The following is a 20,745-nucleotide window of genomic DNA, read 5'->3' on the forward strand; positions in this document are numbered from 1 at the left end:
TTACACCTCCAGCACCAACGGCAGAATCAACGGTCGACGACCGGTTTCCCGATAAACGACCTGCGCCAACGCGTCCTTGATCTTTGAGGCAAGAGCAGCGGGCGGTCCTTTGTGAACAAGGGCATCCCTGATGCTATCTTTCGCCAATTCAATCAGTTCCTCTGATTCTCTCATGTAAACGAAACCCCGAGAGAGAATCTCGGGCTCAATGACGATCTCACCCGTGTCCTGATTCACGGCGGTAATGGCAACCAGGAACCCATCCTGGGAGAGATGGTGCCGATCGCGCAGAACGACGTGGCCGATATCTCCAACGCCCAGACCATCCACCAGCACGTGGCCTTCGGTAATCCGTTCGGCCTTTCTGGCCCAATCTGGTCCAAACTCCATAACCTGACCGCTCTCGATCACAAAGATGTGATCTTCGGGAATCCCCATGGATTCCGCCAGCCGCCCATGCAACACCAGGTGGCGATATTCGCCGTGGATTGGAATGAAATACTTGGGCCGCACCAGATTGATCATCATTTTATGATCTTCCCGGCTACCGTGACCGCTCACGTGCACGTGGGCCAGCTCGTGGTAGAATACATTGGCTTGCAGTCTGAACAGGTTATTGATAGTACGGTTGACCAGTTCCTCATTTCCTGGAATTGGCACCGCCGAAATGATCACGGTGTCACCCGCGCGAACATTGACGCGATGCTCTTCCATGCTCATTCGGACCAGCGCGGAGGTAGGCTCTCCCTGGCTTCCGGTGCAGATGATCACAACCTGATCAGGGGGAAGGCGTTCCATTTCCTCGTAGGAGAGCAGTTCGGTCGGATCGACATCAATATAGCCCAAGCGGATGGCCATGCGCGCGTTGTCCCGCATGGAGCGTCCGACCAGTCCTAGCCTTCTACCATGTTTTTGGGCCAGCTTCAAGACCTGGCTGACCCGCGAGATGTTCGACGCGAAGGTGGCAATGAAGATCCTTTCTTCTGCAGAGCGGAATATTCGATCGAATGTGTCGTCCAGTTCTTTTTCTGGAGGGGTGAAGCCCTCTACCTCGGCGTTGGTGGAATCCGAAAGCAATAAGAGCACGCCACGATCGCCCAGGGCCTGCAATTTGGCGAAATCAGTGAGGCGGCCGTCGACCGGATGTTGATCAAATTTGTAATCGGAGCCGTGGATCACCAATCCAGCTGGGGTGGTGACAGCCACGCCTACGGTATCCGGGATCGAGTGACATACATGGAAGAATTCTACTTTGAAGGGGCCAAGCTCCAGAATATCATCCGGTGTGATTACATTCAGATCGGCATCGTCGCGGTAACCTCGCTGGCGGAGTTTTACCTCCGCCAACCCCATCGTCAGTTGGGTGCCATACACGGGAGCATCGATCTGCTGAAGGACGTAGGGAAGGGCGCCGACATGGTCTTCGTGGCCATGGGTGATGATGATGGCTTCAATTTGATCGGCTCGTTGGACAAGATAGTCGATATCAGGGATGACAATATCAACGCCGAGCATGTCGCTTTCGGGAAACATCAGTCCTGCCTCGATAACCAACAGGTGGCCATCGTAGTCGAGCACCATCATATTCTTGCCGATCTCGCCCACGCCTCCAAGGGGGACCACGCGCAGGGGCAGGATCGGCTCGCTTGAGTTGTATTCGGCATTGGAATTCAAGGGCATTCTCCTTAGTACCAAAAGAGTCAGATTCTTGCACACCGGGCAAAAAGGTTAGCCACGAACTTAACGGCGAAGGAACGAAGGGCAAAAAGAACTTGAGAAATTAGCCGTTAGGTCTGTGGTAAATCCGCCCCCGACGCAGGTTTCTGCTATCAAAACAGGCTAAGTTGTTGGTAGTCGTCCTCGGGAGGCGGATTGTTATCGTCGGTTGCGGGTTCCTGCAATTCCTCAAGAAGTGGAGGCAGCTCGGCGAAATCTTCCTTGATTGCCTGCATCCAACGGGGATTGCGCAGTGCCGCTGCAGGATGGAACATGGGGACGTATGCCCGGTTGCCAACTCGTTTGATCTGTCCGTGGATCCGGGTAATCGACTGGCCTGGGAAATAACGGGACATGGAAAAACGGCCCAAAGTTACAATGATTTTGGGCTGAATCAACTCGATCTGACGATCCAGGTACTCCCGGCAGGCTGCGATTTCATTCTGTAGTGGGTCGCGGTTGCCGGGAGGACGGCATTTGATGACATTGGCGATGTAGACTTGCTCTCTGGAAAGGCCGATTCCCTGCAAAAGTTTCTCCAATAGATTGCCCGACGCACCGACAAAAGGACGGCCTTGCTGGTCCTCATGGAATCCGGGTGCTTCGCCAATAAACATGATCTGAGCGTCGTCGGGGCCTTCCCCTGGAACGGCATGGGTTCGACCTTCACCGAGACGGCACTTCTGGCACATCCGAACTTCTTGGGCCAGACTCTCCAGTTCGGACACAATTACCTCCTGATAGGGCTAATGGGTGGTGAAATGATGATTTTCATTCTACCGCAGGCTGGCTCATTTGTCTAGGAATCGGGTACAATAACAGATGGTGAAACCCTCTCACCGGGTTCAACGTATTGGGAGTGAGTGGGCCACAATTTTGGCAAAATCTGCAACCGGCAAGGAGCGAGGCATGGATAATAATAACCGCAACACAACACTGATCGTGATCGTTCTGGCGATTTTCTCATGCTGCTGCATTATCATGATGACCGGTGGGGCTTTGATCGGAACTGCCGGTTGGCGTCTGGCACAGGATTTCGATGATCTGGCCAAGTTTGACGCGACCAACACTTTTAGCCAAACCTTTTCGGTTGACACGCCGGCCGAACTGGAAGTCGATATCGCTGCCGGGTCGGTCACGGTGACTGTCGGGGAAGGCAACATGATTCAGGTTGATACGGAGATCCGTGCCTACGACGTTTCCAGTGAGCGGGCGCAGGAGGCGCTGGATAAGGTGCGTTACTCGGCCACCCAGTCGGGATCGAAGGTGAATGTAAGGGGAGAATGGTCGAACAAGACTCAGTGGCGAGCTCGTAGCCCTGAGATCAACGTGCGCGTCAGCGTGCCGCGCCGGACTGATATTGAAGTCAAGGTCGATGTGGGCAAGGTTCATCTTCAGGATGTAACGGGCGAAATTGACATCGAGACTGGTGTAGGTCGGGTTGATATCGAAAACGTGACCGTGCCCGATGATTTCCGGATCCGGACAGATGTAGCCGATATGAACTTCACCGGCAGCTTGAACGAGGGAAGTGACTACACGTTCCAGAGCGATGTTGGCGCCATCAAGCTAACATTGCCGGCCAATAGCCGATTTGAGCTTGATGCATCCAGTGATGTAGGCAGTGTACTGGTGGATTTCGATATCGAAGGGGAGATCAGCCGGGATTTTGTCGGAAAGAGCGTTAAAGGTGTGGTTGGCGGGGAATCGGATACGAAGGTATCTGTTCAGACCAATGTGGGTGCGATATTAATCAGGCAACAGTAGACTCAACCCTTTTTCCTTGTTAATACAGCAAGTATGATGTATACTATACACTATCAAGTAGCTGTGTAGCAGGAGGTGTGGCGTGCCCAAAAAGGAAAAAGTCACATTGACACTGCCTTCCGAGGTTATGGACGCAGTCCGCGAGCAGGCATCACCCCGGGGCTACAGCAAATTCATCGCCGAGGCTGTGGTCTATTTCATCCAGGAGCGACGACGATTGGCCCTCCGGGAGAGATTGATCGCGGGTTATCAGACCCACGCCGAGCGTGACCAGGCATTGGCTGAAGAATGGCGCCACGTGGAGGAAGAAGTGTGGCCGGAATCCGTTGCCCCGATGGAGCAAGGGGAATGACCGGGGAACGCTTCCGACGAGGAGACATCTGGACAGTGCATCTTGAGCCCGTTGTGGGCTCGGAGCAAGGTAAGACCCGGCCCGCCCTCGTTATTCAGAACGACATTGGCAATCAGTACAGCCCGGTGTTGATCGTGGCAGCGCTCACCTCTGGCGAAAACGCGCGTTACGACGTACAGGTCGAAGTGAAAGCGCCGGAAGGAGGACTGCAGCGCAACTCGCTGGTGCTCCTAAACCAGGTCCGCACGATAGACAAGCGACGGGTGGGGCGGTATTGGGGGCGCCTGTCCACGCAGACGATGCAGCGGGTTGACGAGGCCATCAAGATCAGCCTGGGCCTGGTGCCCATTTAGGCTATCGATCGCTGACCGGGGTCATTTCGCCTTCAGAGGCTCCCGCAACTCCTCGATTTGGGTTAGAACGGCAGATCGGGCTGTGCCGCCATAGACGTCCCGTCGCTCCACCGAGCGCTCGAAATCGAAGACATCTTCCAGGTTCTCGTCGAACAACGAACTGATCGCCAGATAGTCATCGCGGCTAAGCTGACTCAGTCCGAGCCCCAGTTCCTCGCTGCGTTTTACCGCTCTCCCAACTAACTCGTGCGCTTGTCGAAAGGGCAATCCGCGGCGAACCAAATACTCAGCCAGGTCGGTGGCGAGCAGATCGTCACTCAAGGCGTCTTGCATCCGTCGGGGGTCGATCGACAGGGTTGTGAGTACCCCGATGGCTACGGGAAGTGCCTGTCTCAGGCTGTCCACGCTGTCGAAAAGGGGCTGCTTATCCTCCTGGAGATCTTTGTTATAGGCTGCGGGTTGGGCCTTTAGCATAGTCAAGACGCCGACAAGGTTACCGACAAAGCGCCCACTCTTGCCGCGCAGAAGTTCAAGGGAGTCGGGGTTGCGTTTCTGGGGCATAATGCTGCTGCCGGTGCTGAATTCCTCAGCGACGGCGACGAAGCGGTATTCCCGGCTACTCCAAAGAATCAGGTCTTCCGCCCATTGGCTCAGGTGCACACCCAGCAAGGCAGCCCAGCTCAGAAATTCCACCACGTAATCGCGGTCTCGCACAGCATCCAGGGAATTGGCAATGGCTTGATCGAAGCCCAACTCAGCCGCCAGCAGATGACGATCGACCGGGAAGGGGTTGCCTGCCAGTGCGCCGGCGCCCAGGGGGCAGCGGTTGACGCGGCGACGCAGATCAGCAAGACGCTCCCGGTCCCGTTGCCATGCCCAGGCATGACTCAGCAGCCAGTGGGACCAGCGAATGGGTTGCGCTGGTTGAAGGTGTGTATAACCTGGCATCAAGACGTCAATATGTCTCTCTGCCTGTTGGGCGGCGCCGCCGATCAACGAAACCAACAGGCTATCAAGGATGTCGATCTGATGGCGAAGCCACCAGCGCAGGTCGGTAGCTACCTGGTCATTGCGGCTGCGACCGGTATGCAGCTTGCCTGCGACTGGACCGATCAACTCACTCAGCCGCCGTTCGACCGCTGTGTGGATATCTTCGTCGCCGGGCTGTATCTCAAATTGGTCTGTTTTCCACTCCTCGGCCACCTGTTCCAGCCCATCGATCAGGGCCTTGCGTTCCTGTTCGGTGATCAAACCAGCAGTCGCCAGGCCTTCCGCGTAGGCCATGCTGCCCAAGATATCCTCCAGCCAGAGCCGTTGGTCAAAGCCGATGGAGTCGTGAAACTCGCGCAGCAGGGGACTGGGTTCGGTCTCGAAGCGTCCACCCCAAAGTTGGGTCATCGGTCTCTCCTTGTCGTCATGCCAAATTTGGCTTAAAGTGGTTCCTGCCAGGCACTTGCTTCGGCGAGTTCCTCTACGTCTTTGGCGCTCAATGTGACCGTGGTCGCCTTGAGCGACTCCTGGAGCTGATCGACGCTGTTGGCGCCGAAGATCGGTGAAGTGATCAGCGGTTGGTGCAGAAGCCATGCCAGTGCGATCTGGGCATCGGTGGCACCGTGACGCTCGGCTACAGCATCCAACTTGTCCAGGATGGTGAAACCGTGGTCATTCAGGTAGCGCCGCATACCGCCAGCTCGCTGGCTTTCAGGCATCCTGTCTCTGCGATACTTGCCGGTCAGGAAACCTCCTGCCAGCGGGCTGTAGGGGATCACGCCAATATCCTGGTCTTCGCATAGAGGCGCCAACTCGCGCTCGAATTCGGATCGGCGAATCAGGTTGTAATGGGGTTGGATACTGTCGTAGCGGGCCAATCCCAGCTTGTCGCTGGTCCACAGAGCCCTGGTTAGACGCCACGCCGGGTAGTTGGAGCAGCCCACGTAACGCACTTTGCCCTGGCGAATCAGGTCATCCAGCGCACGCATTGTTTCGTCGATGGGCGTCTCCTCGTCGTACCAATGTGTTTGGTAGAGATCGATGGTATCGGTCTGCAAACGGCGCAGTGAGTCCTCACATGCCTTGATAAGATGAGAGCGGCTTAGCCCTTCGCCGTTGGGGCCATCCCACATACGGCCTCTCGCTTTGGTTGCCAGTACGATCTGGTGCCGGTTGTTGCGCTTTTTCATCCAGCGGCCGATGATTTCCTCGGAAACGCCGCCGGGGTTACCCTCGGCCCAGTGTGAGTAAATATCGGCGGTGTCGATAAAGGTGCCGCCAGCTTCGAAAAAGACATCCATCACCTGGACGGCCGTTTCCTCCGTGGCCGTCCAGCCCCATTGCATGGTTCCCAGACACAGCTCTGAGACCTTCAGACCAGTCCGGCCCAATCTTCTGTATTTCATGAGTTTCATCCTTTTAAATCCCTTTGCTACGCCCTCTTACGTCCGATAGTGCGCGTTCAGCGTAACGTAGTCGTGAGTCATGTCACTGGTCCAGACCGTTGCCTCAGCAGAACCCAGGCCCAGGTCAAGGTGGACGTGCAGATCGCTGCATTGGAAAATCGCGGCTGCCTCAGCTTCATCGTAGGGCAGTGGTGAGCCCTGGCAGACCACCTGCAGCGCTCTGTTTCCGTTGCCGGCGAACCACAATGAAACCTGCTCAGGCCTCAGGCTCACGCCGCCGTTGCCGGCTGCCATCAGCACCCGTCCCCAGTTTGCATCGCCACCATAGACTGCGGTTTTGAACAGGACCGATGTGGCGATGGTCCTGGCGACCTGGCGTGCCTCGGCTTCTGTTTCGACACCGGAAACGCGCACGGCCACGAATTTACTGGCGCCTTCGGCATCACGCACCATCTGCTGCGCTAAATCCTGACAGACCTCGGTCAATACTGCTTCGAAGGCCATCTTGTCGACCGGCCCGGCGAGTCCGTTGGCCAGGACGAGCAGGGTGTCGTTGGTGCTCTGATCGCCGTCCACTGTAATGGCGTTGAAACTTCGATCCACGGCGCGGTCAAGTATGGACTGAAGGGCTGTGGACTCTATAGCGGCATCGCTGACAACACAGGCAAGCATGGTCGCCATGTTGGGGTGAAGCATTGCCGCGCCTTTGGCGATTCCCACAAGAGTCGCCGTCGACAGGGATCGGCGCGCGGTTTTTGTTTTGGTATCGGTGGTCATGATGGCCTGGGCCGCCCTTCCCAGGGCCTCATCGCCGAAGCTCTCAGCGTTCTGTATGGCCCGGGCGGCCTCGCCAATCCCCGCCTTGACCTTCTGCATTGGCAGTGGTACACCGATCACGCCGGTTGACATGACCAGGATCGAGCCGGCCGGCAGATTCAGCGAGGCTTCGGTTAATTGAGCCATCTGCCGGGCGTCAGCCAGTCCCTGCTGTCCGGTGCAGGCATTGGCGTTCCCCGCGTTAACCACAATGGCCCGAATGTTGTCAGGGTTCGCTTGAAGAGCCAGTTGATCGTACAGCACTGGAGCTGCCGGAAACCGGTTCTGCGTAAAGACGCCAGCTGTCTGGCAAGGACTGGCGCTGGCAATAATGGCCAGATCGAGGGTCCTGTCCCCGTAGACCGCTGTCTCAGGTTTCAGGCCGCAGGATACGCCTGCGAAGCGAAAGCCGGACACGATTTCCAAATTGGCATTTCTTGTCATCGAAAACAACTCGCTCGAGAATCAGGTTAGATTCAACATCGTTGGTTGCTGTGCATTGGGCGGCCTGCAAAGGATTGCTGCTTGACTGGCGGGTCAAGCAATATCACCCGCCAGAAGTTCAGCCAGGTGACGGATCTGGCACGGGCTGTCGCGGCGGTTCAACTGACCGGCGATGTGCAGGAGACAGCCTGTTTCGCAGGTCACCACGAGGTCGGCGCCGCTGCTCTCGATGGCACGGACCTTGCGCTCCGCCATAGCGCTGGCAATTTGGGGCAACTGCACGCTGAACGGTCCACCGAAACCACAACAGGAGTCCGAATCGGGAAGATCGACGATTTCTGTATCCTGAACCTGGGCAAGCAGAGCTTTTGGTTGCCGATCGATGCCCAGTGTTCGCAGAAGTTGACAGGCGGGATGATAGGTTACCTTGCCCTCGAATCTGGAGTCGATAGTCTCGATGCCAAGGACATCCACCAGAAATTCGGAAAGTTCGAAGGTGCGCTTTGCCATTGCCTTGGCCCTTTGGCGCCAATGGGCATCAGAAGCCAGCAACCGGGGATACTCGTGGCGGACCATTGCCACGCAAGTTGCCGATGGCGAGACGATCGCCTCAAACGGCTCGAAAACTTCGATCCAGTGCCTGGCGTTGTCGGTCGCTTCTCTTGTCCACCCGGCATGGTGTGCCGGCGCGCCGCAACAGGTTTGGTCCAGGGGAAACTCAACCCGCAGGCCCTGTTGCTCCAGTAAGCGCACGGTGGCTTCACCAACCTGCGGCCGGAAGATGTCCACCAAACAGGTGATGAACAGCGCAACTGTGGTTGGTCGGTTTGATCGGAATGGAGTCAGGTCTGGCATGGGGTTTGAAATGGTCAATGGTTACTGGAAAATTGTCAGCTGTCAATTGGCAATGGTAGCTCTGATCCGGCGGCTGGTCAAGTCCACTCCCACGGCAAGGTGTTCTGATAGATCCAGGCCACCGTGTGCATGACACTGACCGCGGTCAACATCAAGCCGGCTTGAGCCAATTGGAATCGATCTGGCAATGCCTTGGGCAACAAGCGGGCCAGCAGGAGCGTGCCGGGTATTGCAGCCAGACTGAACAGATCCCAGTCGCGTTGTCCGCCGTAGTCCGGGTTCCACAGCCAGGTGAACAACCAATAGAGACCAGTGCATAGCGCCAGAAAGACAATATCAGCAGTCCATACCCGGGGGGAAGCCGGGTCCTTGCGCTGGCTGAAAAGGGCGATGATGACGATAAAAAAAGCGCCCAGCGTGACCGGGGCCGTCAATACCTGCTCGTTAAGAAAGTCTCTTACATGAAGCCAGGAGAACATGGTATAGTGCTCCCAGCGGGTCGAGACCTCGGTCAGTGGAACGAACCACCGGGCATCGCCTCCACCGGGCCGATCGGTGGTTACAAGTGTGTCTACCCCATGCCCGCTGAGGGTCATAATGACTATGACGCTGCCTGCTACAGCAATTAGGGGCACCGCTACCTGCAGGGCGGCCCTGAGCCACCGCTGTGGGTCCTTCTCGTTCTGCCCGATCCAAACCCATGCCACGAAGAGAAGTGCCGGGTCGAGGACGACCGTAGAGGGATGCAGCGCGTTAGTGATTGCCAGGGCCAGGACGGGCTGCCGCAGTGGTCGTTGACCCTGGAGGCATTGCAGGGCTAACCAGAGGAAGAGCAAGATGCCAACTGCCGCGAGGCTGTAGTTTTCGGCATACCCGAAAAAGAGTTGCATGACACCCAGCGATCCCACAAGTCCCACGATGACCAGTTTTTCGGTGCGGTTCTGCCCGATGCTGTCGGCCAGCCTGAGTAATACGTAGACATAAAGTACTCCGGCCAGCGGACTGAAAAACCGGTAAGGGGGCCAGGCATCCTGCCATCCCAGAATGGCATTGCCCAATTCCCAAAGGCGAACATGGAGGAAAACGTCCAGCGGTGCCTGCCAGGTACCGGTCAGGCGCAACGCCGGGTCGGAGTAGGCGATGCCATTGACCAGGATGTAGGCGTCACCCCAGCGGGTGTGGACGATGCGGAACAGGGTGAAGGGGATGATGGACAGCAGGGCGATCAACAGAAAGAGCAGATTGCGCGGGATGGGCGGAATCCCTTTCAGGAGTCTGTCGATAGCCTGTGAGAGAATCCCTGCGGCGAATGGCAGGCAGGCAAGAGCGGTTAAGCCGGCCAGCAACCAGCGCCAGATAGGTGGCAAGTAGGTAATCGGCCAGAGCCCCCATGCAGTTTCTTCGCTAAACAGGGGGGAAACCAGATGCAGGCCTATCAGTCCCAGACAGAAGAGTCGTAGAACTGTGAGCAGGTGGTCGCCGCGGGCATCAGAGGTGCTCATGAGAGGACCAGTGCTTGACCGGTCAGGCGGCCCGCAACTGCCGGATAGCCGTGGGAAGTTTGTGAAGCAGATCCCCGGCCACGACGCCGGTATCGCCCAGCTCCTGGCGGGCCAGTTCACCTGTCAGCCCGTGCAGGTAACCGGCAAGCAGAGCAGCTTCGAACGGTGCTATCCCCTGGCTCAGTGTGCCAGCGATCGCCCCTGCCAGGACGTCACCGCTACCGGCTGTGGCAAGGGCTGGGTTTGCAAAGGGCAGTACGGCAAGGCGACCATCGGGCGCTGCTACCACCGTGTACGCTCCTTTTAGTACCACGACCAGGTTCCAGGCAGCGGCCTTTTCGCGGGCGAGACCAATTCGATTGGCCTGTACTTCCGCCGTTGAGCAGCCACAAAGACGTCCCATTTCGCCTGGGTGGGGCGTGACTATCGTGTCGGGCGGCAGGTACGTGTGCCAATCCTCAACCTGAGCAAGCGCATTCAGAGCGTCGGCGTCAAGGACAAGAGGGCAATCCTGCAGAAAGTCAGCCGGAGAGGATTTCGACGTCCGGCGGCGCGCCAAAAACCCGATTGCAGGCCCATCGGACTCTTTCTCTTCGATCGCTGCTGCGTCGTCTGCTGCAGGCGCCATCTCTTCTACCGATACCTGCTGCCCGGCCAGGAAGCCGACGGTCGCTGCACGCTGGCCCTGGAATCCAATCCCGACCAGGCGTTGAACGAACTTGACGGCCTCTTCTTCCTGGCTGAGGCCGGGACCGACCAACAGGGCCGCGTAACCATCCATGTGCTCTGCCAGGACCTTGACTGCTGTCGGACTCAGGACACCCATCTCCTCTGGCAACAGGAGCCAGGTGCTCTCGGCCAGGTTCGACGCAAGAATCGGATGCAATGAAGCAATGATGCCGAGAGTCACCAATCCGGCGCCCACCCGATAAGCTGCCGATCCGGACAGGTGGGCGGCACCGGTGTAGTTCACCGACCCTGCTACGATCATGGTCTTGCCAAAGGTGCCTTTGTGGGCATCAAGGGGGCGGGCCGGCAGCAGACTTTTTGCCAATTCCGGTGTCACCATCTCGGTCTGAATATTGTCGCCCAGGCCTGGATCGGTGCCGATGTCCGCCACCTCAATCTGGCCGCAGGCTGCAGGACCATCGGCGATGAAATGGCCTGTCTTCGGATTGGCGAAGGTGATGGTCAGGTCCGCCGCAAGGCTTGCCGGGTCCAGCTCCCCTGTGTCGCAATTCAGTCCACTGGGGCAGTCTACCGCCACAATCTGGGGCAGTTGATAATCATCGTAGGGAGTCAGCAAAAGGAAGTCAAAGTTGCGGAGCGAGTCAAGCGCCATGGCGGCCTCCATGGAAGAGAGTTCCGCCGTTTCATCGATCTCCTCATCCTGGAGGGATTCCTCGCTCGTTCGTTCCGCCAATCCCTGGCGCACGGCTGCCAACAGGTCAACCATATCCCCCTCGATCGGCCGTGATACCCCGGTGCCCAAAAGCGCATCCACAATGACATCTGCATCGATGATCATGTCTTGAAGTTGGGAATAATCCTCATCATCCCTGGCATGCACGATGGGAATCTTGAGACGGCGCACTGCCTCGAAATTGCTGTTTTTTTCTGGTTTTCGTTTCCAACAGTAAACAGAGACTAACCTGCTTGGATCCCATTGGTGCAGATAGCGCGCAGCGACGAGGCCATCGCCGCCGTTGTTTCCTGGACCGACCAGTATCAGGATGCCACCGTCGCTGTCCCAGGGCGCCATATGGCGTTGAATGCTGGCAGCTACTGAGCGCCCCGCCAGCGCCATCATAGTGTCGTAGCAGTGTCCGGAGGCATCTGCTGCCTGCTCGATCTCTACCATCTCAGGGACCGTGACGATTTTCATGCTAAACGCTGCTCCTTACTTTCTTTGTTATCCGACCTCGTTCCGAGTAGCTGTTTGAAAAGGGGTCGAAGGTCTCCCCAGGCCGCTCGAAAGCTGTAATTCAGGCCTGGAAACCCGCCTGATGCCGCGAAGCACACTTTGAAGACCCAACAAGTCCATGGACAAGACTTCTCAAACAGTTTCTGAGTTTCCAGGAGGCTTCGCACAGAATGCCTTGCTCCGCGGGTCAAGTTATCGACCGTGCTTCACCCGGTCGTGCTTGGGCCAGCCACCATGCCAGCAAGAGCATCAACATGAAACAGACCACGAGGATGGCCACGTAAAAAAGCTGAATAGAGCTCGAAGTTGAGGCGCCAATAGGATTCAATGGGTGCCGAAGGACGCCAGTTCGGGCGCTGAGTAGCGCAACCGCCCCGCCCAAAAGCAGATTGGCCAGAGCACTCAGGCGATCATCGCCAAGCAAGTGGCGGACGACGATTACTAACAAGCCAACGCCAATGATCTGGAGGCTCATGGCTGTCCTCGGTTCGTCGAAGGCGATCCACACTCCCCAGGTTGCATAGGTGGGGATGATGCTCAGCAGGAAATGGACGATGAACGATGCCATGGCCGAGACTTGCACCGCGTTGGACCAGTGGAGTAACCGCGAAGAGGGCCTAAAAAAAAACAACAGACCAAGGAGACCGGAGAGCATTAGTCCCAGCATACCGATGCGAGCCAGGGCGCCATGGAGGTAAAGGACCTTTACCAGGTTGCCTAGCTGCCGTTCGGCGGGTGAGAGGAGCAGGAGCAGAGCCAGGAGTAATAATAGCGCAATAGCGGCAAGGATGAAGCGTTGACGGGTAAGAACGGGTGGATGTGGCTCCTGCAGGGGTGAGGCTGTTGACATGGAGCGATTGTACCACAGGCGTCGCGCGCTTGACAAGAGATAATCGGACGTCCCAAGGCTTGACCACTGACGACGTGTAGGCTATACTGCTGATCAATTCAGTCAATTCGACTCCCGTCGCGTCCCGGTAACATTCCCGATCACTATGCTGCGTACTGTCCCTGAGACCATCAACGAAGAAGTTGATCTCTATATTCGCACCTACTACTCCCTGCTTCGCAGTTCGGAGGCGATCAGGGTGCGTTCCCTGGAAGATACCCACGCGGCCATGCACGCCAGCTTGCACCCTTCGGCCGACGATCCGGAACCAGATATTTCGGCCTTTACCTACGCGGCGGCCCGGTTGCCAACCTGCATGCACCAGGTGACCATGGTGTATTTAGGGCAGTCGGACGAGGTGTTTTTGCGGCGCACCGGAACTGGCATCTCGACCTGGCAGCGGGTCTACGCGGCGGCTCGCCGGCGCAAGATGTTCTTTGATGGGGGGAGCACGCTGGCATGCTACATTGCCAGTGTAAGCGATATCGACGACCTGATTCCCATATTGACAGCCTACCAGATTGAATGGAATAAACTTCATTTAAGATTCCATGGGTCGGACACGGCGGCTCGGCTGGAGGATAAGCTGGAGGCAGGCGAACTATCTGATGACGATCAGGAAGCAATCAGACTGGAGCTTGGGCTTACCGAGGGAGAATTTCTGCGGCTATGCCAGGCCTGGCGAGGCGATCTGGCAGGTAGTTTCTGTAGTCTTGCCAAGCGCCCCGCCGACATAAGGTTGAACTTGCTGGCGGGGTCGGCATCGGACTATCGCCAGGCAGTCCAGACCTGGTGGAGCAGTGTTGTAGTTGAAGCCGGCCTCGGGCCCCTGGAAGATCGATCCATCTATTTCGTCTCCAGCAATCCCCACTCGATTCCCAATCTGCTGACTGGTTTTGCCCGCAGCAGCCGGGACCAGATTCTTGCCTTCCTTGAAAAACATGACCCGGAGGGCCTGCAGGCCGAATGGCAGCGCACCGTGGAACTGGGCGATCGGGATGGTCAGGAAAACCTGCTGTATTATCTGCAGCGGGCTTATCTGACAGAATATCCGGAGCAGGAAGAGGACTGGCTTGCCCGGGAATCCGAGATTGGCGTGCGGCGTGTCGATAATCCCCACTATCTCGATGTCGGCGCCCAGATCATTGAGTTGGGACGCCTCGACCCTCAAACGCTGGACCCTCGCCTGCAGATGCCGGGACTCGAGAGATTGAGCCAGAGCGAAGCGTTGATTGTCAACGTGGACTACCCCTTGGGCATGGCTGCTTACAACCTGTTTTCTCAGATATCGGCACGTGTCCCTGCTATTCTGGGCGTGTACATCATGGGCAAGGCTGCAACGCTCAGCGGCCGTGTGGGCGACGTGATGATTCCCAATGTCATCTATGACGAACACTCCCGGAACACCTACCTGTTCAAGAACTGTTTTGAGGCGGCCGATTTGGCCTCCTATCTGCTATTTGGCACCGTTTTCGACAACCAGAAGAGCGTCACGGTTCGGGGTACTTTCCTACAGAATCAGCAATATATGGCGGTGTTCTATCGGGAGGGCTATACCGATATTGAGATGGAAGCCGGTCCCTATTTAAGCGCCATCTACGAGGATATCTATCCCCAGCGGTATCCGGTCAACGAAATCGTCAATCTTTTCATCAACGCTCCCTACGATATTGGGCTTTTGCACTATGCGTCGGACACGCCCTACAGTCGTCGTCAGCACCTTCTAAGCAAGAGTATGAGTTTCTTTGGGGTAGACGGCACCTATGCTTCCAGCATTGCCATTGTGCGACGGATTTTTCAGGCAGAACTGGCAAGGCTTCAGTCGGAGGTGTGAGGGTTTCCTGTGAGCGTGATCCTTCTGCTTGTCGGTGTCTGGTTCCTTGTATTCCTTCTGGCCTATTGGCTGCATCGCCAGGGAAGGCCTGACTGGTATAAGGATGTATTGGCAGCTGGGCTGTTGGGTCTGGCTGCCATCGGTTATTTCTGGCGAATATTGATTGGCGATGCCTACATGCCGGCCGACGGCGGTGACCTGATCTCCTTCCTCTGGCCGACCTACCGATTCGCCGCCGACAGCTTGCGGTCGGGTACGTGGCCTCTCTGGAACCCCTATCTCTACGGTGGCGCCCCCCACGTTGCGGATATTCAGGCCGGCTTCCTATACCCGGTCAATCTGGCACTTTTCCTCCTGGTTCCAGGCTTTGGGGTCAGGGCCATGGAAGGGCTCGGTATTCTCCACCTGTGGTGGGCCGGGTTGGGCATGTATGTCTTCCTGCGAAGTCTGCCGTGGGAGGAGAAAACATCATGGCGGGTGGGCCGTACTGCCGCGCTTGCTGGCGGCCTGGCCTTTGCTTTCTGCGACGCGCTTTGGATTCATTTCGGCAACCTCAACTACATCGCGGTTGTCAGTTGGCTACCATGGGTAATGACCTGTTTTGGGCGTGCCCTGGAACATGGTTCTGGCGAAAACGATGGCAGATGGCGCGACCTCGGTTGGGCGGCCTTGGGCGGTCTGTTTCTGGGTATCGCTACTCTGGCGGGCCATATCCAGGCCACAATCTTCATTGCCGTGGCTGTGGTCTTGTACGGGCTTTTCTGGCTATACTGGGAATTTACGGACCAGAAGAGGGATTGCACAGGATTTTGGGATACCTTGAGGCCTGCCCTGGGACGGTTGATTGCCACTGTCGCTATCCTGGCTGTGGTTGCTTTTCTCATCGCAGCACCGATTCTTCTGCCTGCGCTTCAGTTGGCCCCGTATTCCGGGAGGGCCGACTGGACCTATCAAGAGGCGGTAGGTTATTCCCTCGCTCCGCCCCAGTGGATCGGCTTGTTGATACCAGGTTTCTTTGGCCGGGGCCCTCAGCTGCACTGGGGTCCGTGGCCGCGCGTGGAGGCTGGTTATCTGGGCGTTCTTCCGCTGATTCTGGCGGTTCTGGCGCTATTGGCTCGCCAGGGGCGTCGTACCTGGATACTGGCAGGAATCAGTGGCGTGGCCTTTCTCCTTGCCCTGGGGATCTACAGTGTTCCGCATGGATGGTTAAGCGCCTTGCCCGGCTTCAACCTGTTACGGGCGCCGGGACGCTTCATGATATTGGTGGACTTTGGACTTGCTGCGCTGGCAGGCGTGGGGTTTCAGGCACTAATTCGGGCTTCTGCTGCCAGCAATGACTGGCGGGCACTGATTCAGCTTGAGGGTGGATTGCGTTGGGGTGCCAGGGTGCTCATTGCCATCATCGTGCCGCTCACGCTGGCGGTGCTGCTGCTGACTCAGGATAGAGACCCGGAGATATACATCCGGATGGCAGTGACGGCCATCGCCCTCCTGCTGTTCGTGGGATTCTTTCTAGCCAGCACTGCCTTGATCGCGGCGCGTCGGGCCGGCTGGGCTCGACCAGGTACTATTGCGGTTCTGGCTCTGATTTTGATTTTTCTCGACCTGGCCAGCACGGGCGCTTACTTCGATATTGGCACCAAAAACCCGGCTACCGGCTTCGATCATCCAGAGATTGCTGCGTTTCTATCGCAAGAAGAGGATCCCTTCCGCATCGATGCCCGGACCGGAATCGATCAGCTGTGGCAGCCCAACACAGCTTTTTTTGCCGAGGTGGATGACGTGTGGGGATTGGTAAATCCCTCGGTGCTGGCTTACTACGAACGGTATTGGGAGGAAATGGGCAGTCGTTCCAGCCAGCTTTATGACTTTTTGAATGCTCGCTATGTGATTGCCCGCAAGGATGTCGAGCTGGATTGGGACAAATTCGAACTGGCTTTTGATGGTGATCCCGATCTAAACCTCTATTTCAACCAGAGGGCCCTGCCGCGGGCACAGCTTGTGTATCAGGCACAGGTGATCGATTCCTCTCAGGATGCCGAGTTGGTCTGGTCTGCCGTGCACGCGCCCGCCTTCGATCCCTCACAGGAAGTTGTCCTCGAACGCGGCGAAACGAAACTGTTGCCGGAACTCGGCGAGGCTGCCGGTGAGGGCAGTGTGACCTGGCTTCGGCGTGAACCCAACGATCTCTTGATGGAGGTTACCACGGGTGGCCCAGGCTATCTGACTTTGAGCGACGTGTGGTATCCCGGGTGGCAGGCTGAGATTATTGCCGATGGTGTGGCGCAGCGGCAGCCCGTGTTACGAGCCAACACTGCTTTTCGGGCCATTCCCCTCTGGCAGGAGGGCACCTATCAGGTTCGGCTGCGCTTCCAACCGCCCGGTTGGAAGGTAGGGTGGCTGCTGTTCGCTTTGGCACTGATTCTTTTGGTCTTCATCGCTCTATTGGTCTGGTGGGAACGCCGGCAGACACCTTGAAGATACCGGTTGGAATCATTAGCCCCCGGAACCATGCGGTCCGGGGGCTTCGTGATTTTTGAAAGCAATTGGCGAAGCGACTCACGACTCGGTCGAGTTGCGATTGCTGGCGAAACGAAGCAGAAGGACGAGCAGCACGCCAATCAGAATCAATCCAAGTATGACTAACAACCCCGAGGTGGTGTCGCCCTGTTGGGGCGCGCTTTCCGTTGGCACCGACGACTGGCTGATGGCGACGATATAGGCTGAGATGTCATCGATATCCTGGTCAGTAAGGGGACCACCCTTTTCCTGGCTCCAGCCTGGCATGGCGGTTCCAAGTATCCCGGTCGCCACTGTGGCGCGTAGGAACTGCTGGGGGTTGATGCTGGAGAAGGTCTTGGACAAACTGGATCCAACCCGGCCCTGTCCCTGTTCACCGTGACACATGGTGCAGTTCTGCATGAATAGAGCCTGCCCGTGCCCGGAATCTCCGCTCGCGCCGGGCACGGTAGGCACTGGGGTCACAGGAAAGGGGGTTGCAGTAGGGGCGAGTTCGCTTCGCCCACCACTGAGGCTGTTCACAAATGCCGCTACATCGTCGATTTCCCCGTCGGTGAGGGGACCTCCCTTTTCCTGGCTCCAGGCGGGCATTGTGGTGCCCGTTACGCCATTGGCGACAACCTCGTGAACAAATGCTTCGGGAAACAGAGCAGGGAAAGGATCGGAGAGATCGGAGCCTGCGCGGCCCTGGCCATCCGGGCCATGGCAGACAGCGCAGTCGGCATCGAATATTTGCGAACCCCTGGTGATGTCGCCTTCCTGGGCACTAACGGTGGCCGCAGCGATCAGGAGAAGCATCAGCACCACCAGCAGAACACCTGTTATGCGGAAATAGTGGGTGTGCGACTTGTTGCGATGCATGAAGTGCGCTCCTTGCTGTCCCAGCAACCTCAAGGGTACCGGGGACAGGTCATGGACGGGAATGCTGTGAGTGAGCTATTCCAGCGTGAGCAGGTACTGGACCAGTCCTTCGAATTCCGCTTCGTTCAGCGTGTCGCCGTACGTTTTGGGCATCAAGTTCGCTGGGAAACCTTCCACGACGTAGTCGTTAGGCAATAGAATGGACTCCCGGATGTATTCCTCGGCTGACATAGGCGGTTTTTGCTCCGATCCTCTTGCAGCAATGCCACCTAGGTTGGGTCCGACCATGTCTGGACCATAAGGTTCGCCGTGGCAACCGCCACAACCGTTCGCTGTATAGACCGCCTCCCCAATCTCAACAGGCGTCGCGTCTTCGGAAATGGGTTCACCGGGGGCCTCAGGTTGGGCGATGCCCGCGCCTGTGGCTGTGGATTCCCAGTTCATGATATAGCTGGTGACATCGCGAACCTGGTCAGGTCGCAAGGGACCACCATATTCCTGTCCCCAGGTGGGCATCACCGCCGAGTAAGCACCACTACCTACAGGCCGGCCTGCAGCAACGGTGGACTCGATGTAACTCTGGAGGGAACCCGACCAACCTACTTCATCAACCCGAGTATCAAAGAAGGCTGTCGAGTTGAGGGTAGGGGCAACACCGGGAATACCTTCGCCCTGGATTCCATGGCAACCGGAACAGGCATCGGCGAAAACGGTGGCACCATTCTCGACACCGCGGCCGCCAAAGTTCGCCTCTTTTTCCGGCATACGGGTTTTCTCGCCAGCGCCCACGATGATGACCAGCACCCCGAGAAGCAGAAGGGCGAGAATTCCAACGGTGATTTTATTGATCATAGTCGTTGTTCCTCACTACTCGTTGGCGTAGCCGGAGTCTTGATGAATGTAGAAGGGCTTTTCGAAGGTTTGCTCGTCCTGTCCTTCCGGTGTCCAGAACACACGCATCGTAACCTTCTTCAACCCATCCTGCCAGTTTTCGACGATCATCTTGCCATAGCCGTCTCTCAGGCCCGCGTTGCCCTTCTCAAGGGCCGCGGCGTTTTCCTCATGGATAAAGTCGGCATAGAGTTCCATGACCTCTTCCACTTCGGGACTGGCACCTTCGTTCTGAGATCGGGTATCCCATAACCCGGCCTCGGGGGAAATGGTCAGGCTTTCCCATGGGATCTCGCGTACGGGACCGACACCTTCCTCCGGTAGCATAAGCTGCACCACCTCTTCAGCCGGTGGTGACTCAACGGCATACCAGGGTGTGCCCATCCAGGACAGGATGATAAAGACAGCTGACGCAATCAGGAACAGCGAGAGGGCGACCCGACGGTCCTTGGCTTTTCGACTGGGGTTGAAGTCGATGTAGGGCAGGATAAACAGGAAACCAAAGACGATAGTCGGCACAATGACACCCATCAGGGTGGGATCACCCAGCTTTAACAGGCCCTGGATCCACAGGAAATACCAGGGTGCTTCGGTGTGAAGAGGTGTCTTGAGTGGATTGGCGTGGTGCTCCAGCGGTGCACCGGGATAGACGCCAAAAACGATGAGCGCCAGGAGAATGAAGGTGATGATTCCAAGAAACATCATCTCATCGGTGAAGACATCGGGCAGATAGTACTTTCGCCTGTCAGCGGGGACACGTTTTGCTGTATCCTGACCGACCTCCTCTTCAGAGGATGGCAGCGAAATACCAACGCGAACCACCTTATAGTAATGGACGAAAAAGAAGAAGATGATTACCAGGGGTACAAGCAGCACATGGAGAAGATAAAAGCGTAACAGGCCACTCGGACCGATATCGGGAGCACCGAGCAGGAGCAGCTTGGTGGCATTGCCCAGGGCAGGTGGCGGTGCCTTGTCGGCCATACTGGTTCCAATGGTGACTGCCCAAAACGCCAGCTGATCCCAAGGCAATAGATAGCCACTGAAGCTCATGAGCAGTGTTGCCAACAGCAGAACAACACCGGTCAACCAGGTAAACTGCCTGGGTTTTTTATACGAACCTGTCAAAAAGGTGCGCACCATGTGAAGCACCACGATGATAACCATGGCCTCAGCCGCCAAACGATGGATATCCCGCATAAACTGGCCAAAGGGCACGTTGCTTATGATGTTGAGCATGTCACCATAGGCCCGTTCCGGTGTCGGGGCATAATAGATCATGAGGAAAATGCCTGTAATGACCTCGACGACAAACAAGTAGGTGCTCAATAACCCCAATCTGAAGGTGTAGGTTAGCTTGGTGACAGATTCATGATAAAAGCTGGGTTTGATGTGAAACCAGAAGGACTCAGAGTGCACTTTCAGGCGGGGATTGGGCCGCCGCGGCTCATCTCCCCGGGCAAGGCCTCGAAGGTCGTTCCAGTTCATGCCAGTAGTAAGCCTGGTGATAAATACATCCAGCTGGCGTAAGGCCCATGGGGAGAGACCCTCAGTTCGTATCTCGTTGGTGACGTTTTGGAGTATGCTCATTTCAGATTACTCCCTGGCCGGCTTCTGTGACTCCG

At 57.0% G+C, this 20,745-nt stretch carries 17 protein-coding genes; 5 read left to right on the plus strand and 12 right to left on the minus strand.

Annotated features, from left to right (window positions below):
* Both U9R25_16170 and U9R25_16175 read right to left on the minus strand, forming a co-directional pair.
* Positions 1–1,674 carry a ribonuclease J gene (locus tag U9R25_16170; GenBank protein MEA3337436.1) on the minus strand — a complete coding sequence of 558 codons (1,674 nt, stop codon included), beginning with the start codon at positions 1,672–1,674 and terminating at the stop codon, positions 1–3.
* 155 nt (positions 1,675–1,829) lie between these two features.
* On the minus strand, positions 1,830–2,408 hold the full coding sequence (locus U9R25_16175) for a uracil-DNA glycosylase (protein ID MEA3337437.1): 579 nt from the start codon (positions 2,406–2,408) through the stop codon (positions 1,830–1,832).
* A gap of 217 nt (positions 2,409–2,625) precedes the next feature.
* Between U9R25_16175 and U9R25_16180 the strand changes: the two genes are divergently transcribed.
* The 3 genes from U9R25_16180 to U9R25_16190 all read left to right on the plus strand — a co-directional run bounded on the left by U9R25_16180 (position 2,626) and on the right by U9R25_16190 (position 4,188).
* Positions 2,626–3,483, plus strand: coding sequence for a DUF4097 family beta strand repeat-containing protein (locus U9R25_16180; protein ID MEA3337438.1), 858 nt, complete (start codon positions 2,626–2,628; stop codon positions 3,481–3,483).
* Between the two features lie 82 nt (positions 3,484–3,565).
* The gene (locus tag U9R25_16185; protein MEA3337439.1) at positions 3,566–3,835 is read left to right on the plus strand and encodes a hypothetical protein; all 270 of its coding nucleotides are present in this window, start codon (positions 3,566–3,568) and stop codon (positions 3,833–3,835) included.
* Positions 3,832–4,188 (plus strand): type II toxin-antitoxin system PemK/MazF family toxin, encoded by a 357-nt coding sequence (locus U9R25_16190; protein MEA3337440.1) that lies wholly within the window; start codon positions 3,832–3,834, stop codon positions 4,186–4,188. The genes U9R25_16185 and U9R25_16190 overlap by 4 nt, the downstream gene beginning before the upstream one ends.
* A gap of 21 nt (positions 4,189–4,209) precedes the next feature.
* Here U9R25_16190 and argH read toward each other — a convergent pair whose 3' ends face one another.
* From argH to U9R25_16225, 7 genes are all read right to left on the minus strand, one after another.
* Positions 4,210–5,586 carry an argininosuccinate lyase gene (gene argH, locus U9R25_16195; GenBank protein ID MEA3337441.1) on the minus strand — a complete coding sequence of 459 codons (1,377 nt, stop codon included), beginning with the start codon at positions 5,584–5,586 and terminating at the stop codon, positions 4,210–4,212.
* A 32-nt stretch (positions 5,587–5,618) separates the two neighbouring features.
* Complete coding sequence (locus U9R25_16200) at positions 5,619–6,584, minus strand: aldo/keto reductase (GenBank protein ID MEA3337442.1); 966 nt, start codon at positions 6,582–6,584, stop codon at positions 5,619–5,621.
* A 36-nt stretch (positions 6,585–6,620) separates the two neighbouring features.
* Positions 6,621–7,844, minus strand: a complete 1,224-nt coding sequence (gene argJ, locus U9R25_16205; GenBank protein ID MEA3337443.1) for a bifunctional glutamate N-acetyltransferase/amino-acid acetyltransferase ArgJ — start codon at positions 7,842–7,844, stop codon at positions 6,621–6,623.
* A 93-nt stretch (positions 7,845–7,937) separates the two neighbouring features.
* The gene (locus U9R25_16210; protein ID MEA3337444.1) at positions 7,938–8,717 is read right to left on the minus strand and encodes a (Fe-S)-binding protein; all 780 of its coding nucleotides are present in this window, start codon (positions 8,715–8,717) and stop codon (positions 7,938–7,940) included.
* Positions 8,718–8,776: 59 nt separating this feature from the next.
* The gene (locus U9R25_16215) at positions 8,777–10,201 is read right to left on the minus strand and encodes a hypothetical protein (protein MEA3337445.1); all 1,425 of its coding nucleotides are present in this window, start codon (positions 10,199–10,201) and stop codon (positions 8,777–8,779) included.
* A 22-nt stretch (positions 10,202–10,223) separates the two neighbouring features.
* Positions 10,224–12,086, minus strand: coding sequence for an NAD(P)H-hydrate dehydratase (locus tag U9R25_16220; GenBank protein ID MEA3337446.1), 1,863 nt, complete (start codon positions 12,084–12,086; stop codon positions 10,224–10,226).
* A gap of 226 nt (positions 12,087–12,312) precedes the next feature.
* Positions 12,313–12,975: a hypothetical protein gene (locus U9R25_16225; protein MEA3337447.1), complete on the minus strand. Its 663-nt coding sequence runs from the start codon at positions 12,973–12,975 to the stop codon at positions 12,313–12,315.
* Between the two features lie 145 nt (positions 12,976–13,120).
* Between U9R25_16225 and U9R25_16230 the strand changes: the two genes are divergently transcribed.
* Both U9R25_16230 and U9R25_16235 read left to right on the plus strand, forming a co-directional pair.
* Positions 13,121–14,848: a hypothetical protein gene (locus U9R25_16230; GenBank protein MEA3337448.1), complete on the plus strand. Its 1,728-nt coding sequence runs from the start codon at positions 13,121–13,123 to the stop codon at positions 14,846–14,848.
* A 9-nt stretch (positions 14,849–14,857) separates the two neighbouring features.
* A complete protein-coding gene (locus U9R25_16235; GenBank protein MEA3337449.1) occupies positions 14,858–17,326 on the plus strand; it encodes a hypothetical protein in 2,469 nt (822 codons plus the stop codon).
* A gap of 81 nt (positions 17,327–17,407) precedes the next feature.
* Here U9R25_16235 and U9R25_16240 read toward each other — a convergent pair whose 3' ends face one another.
* The 3 genes from U9R25_16240 to U9R25_16250 all read right to left on the minus strand — a co-directional run bounded on the left by U9R25_16240 (position 17,408) and on the right by U9R25_16250 (position 20,710).
* The gene (locus U9R25_16240) at positions 17,408–18,229 is read right to left on the minus strand and encodes a c-type cytochrome (protein MEA3337450.1); all 822 of its coding nucleotides are present in this window, start codon (positions 18,227–18,229) and stop codon (positions 17,408–17,410) included.
* Positions 18,230–18,304: 75 nt separating this feature from the next.
* Positions 18,305–19,081, minus strand: coding sequence for a c-type cytochrome (locus tag U9R25_16245; protein MEA3337451.1), 777 nt, complete (start codon positions 19,079–19,081; stop codon positions 18,305–18,307).
* Between the two features lie 15 nt (positions 19,082–19,096).
* A complete protein-coding gene (locus U9R25_16250) occupies positions 19,097–20,710 on the minus strand; it encodes a cytochrome bc complex cytochrome b subunit (GenBank protein MEA3337452.1) in 1,614 nt (537 codons plus the stop codon).
* Between the last annotated feature and the right edge of the window lie 35 nt (positions 20,711–20,745).

The sequence above is a fragment of the Chloroflexota bacterium genome (assembly GCA_034717495.1).
GTDB lineage: Bacteria > Chloroflexota > Anaerolineae > JAAEKA01 > JAAEKA01 > JAYELL01.

What these genes read in the sequence shown, in the direction of transcription:
- U9R25_16190 (MEA3337440.1), top strand. Translation starts at nt 3,832, where the DNA reads ATGACCGGGGAACGCTTCCGACGAGGAGACATCTGGACAGTGCATCTT.
- U9R25_16245 (MEA3337451.1), bottom strand. Translation starts at nt 19,081, where the DNA reads ATGATCAATAAAATCACCGTTGGAATTCTCGCCCTTCTGCTTCTCGGG.
- U9R25_16215 (MEA3337445.1), bottom strand. Translation starts at nt 10,201, where the DNA reads ATGAGCACCTCTGATGCCCGCGGCGACCACCTGCTCACAGTTCTACGA.
- U9R25_16220 (MEA3337446.1), bottom strand. Translation starts at nt 12,086, where the DNA reads ATGAAAATCGTCACGGTCCCTGAGATGGTAGAGATCGAGCAGGCAGCA.
- U9R25_16200 (MEA3337442.1), bottom strand. Translation starts at nt 6,584, where the DNA reads ATGAAATACAGAAGATTGGGCCGGACTGGTCTGAAGGTCTCAGAGCTG.
- U9R25_16250 (MEA3337452.1), bottom strand. Translation starts at nt 20,710, where the DNA reads ATGAGCATACTCCAAAACGTCACCAACGAGATACGAACTGAGGGTCTC.
- U9R25_16175 (MEA3337437.1), bottom strand. Translation starts at nt 2,408, where the DNA reads ATGTGCCAGAAGTGCCGTCTCGGTGAAGGTCGAACCCATGCCGTTCCA.
- U9R25_16230 (MEA3337448.1), top strand. Translation starts at nt 13,121, where the DNA reads ATGCTGCGTACTGTCCCTGAGACCATCAACGAAGAAGTTGATCTCTAT.
- U9R25_16225 (MEA3337447.1), bottom strand. Translation starts at nt 12,975, where the DNA reads ATGTCAACAGCCTCACCCCTGCAGGAGCCACATCCACCCGTTCTTACC.
- U9R25_16240 (MEA3337450.1), bottom strand. Translation starts at nt 18,229, where the DNA reads ATGCATCGCAACAAGTCGCACACCCACTATTTCCGCATAACAGGTGTT.
- U9R25_16180 (MEA3337438.1), top strand. Translation starts at nt 2,626, where the DNA reads ATGGATAATAATAACCGCAACACAACACTGATCGTGATCGTTCTGGCG.
- argH (MEA3337441.1), bottom strand. Translation starts at nt 5,586, where the DNA reads ATGACCCAACTTTGGGGTGGACGCTTCGAGACCGAACCCAGTCCCCTG.
- argJ (MEA3337443.1), bottom strand. Translation starts at nt 7,844, where the DNA reads ATGACAAGAAATGCCAATTTGGAAATCGTGTCCGGCTTTCGCTTCGCA.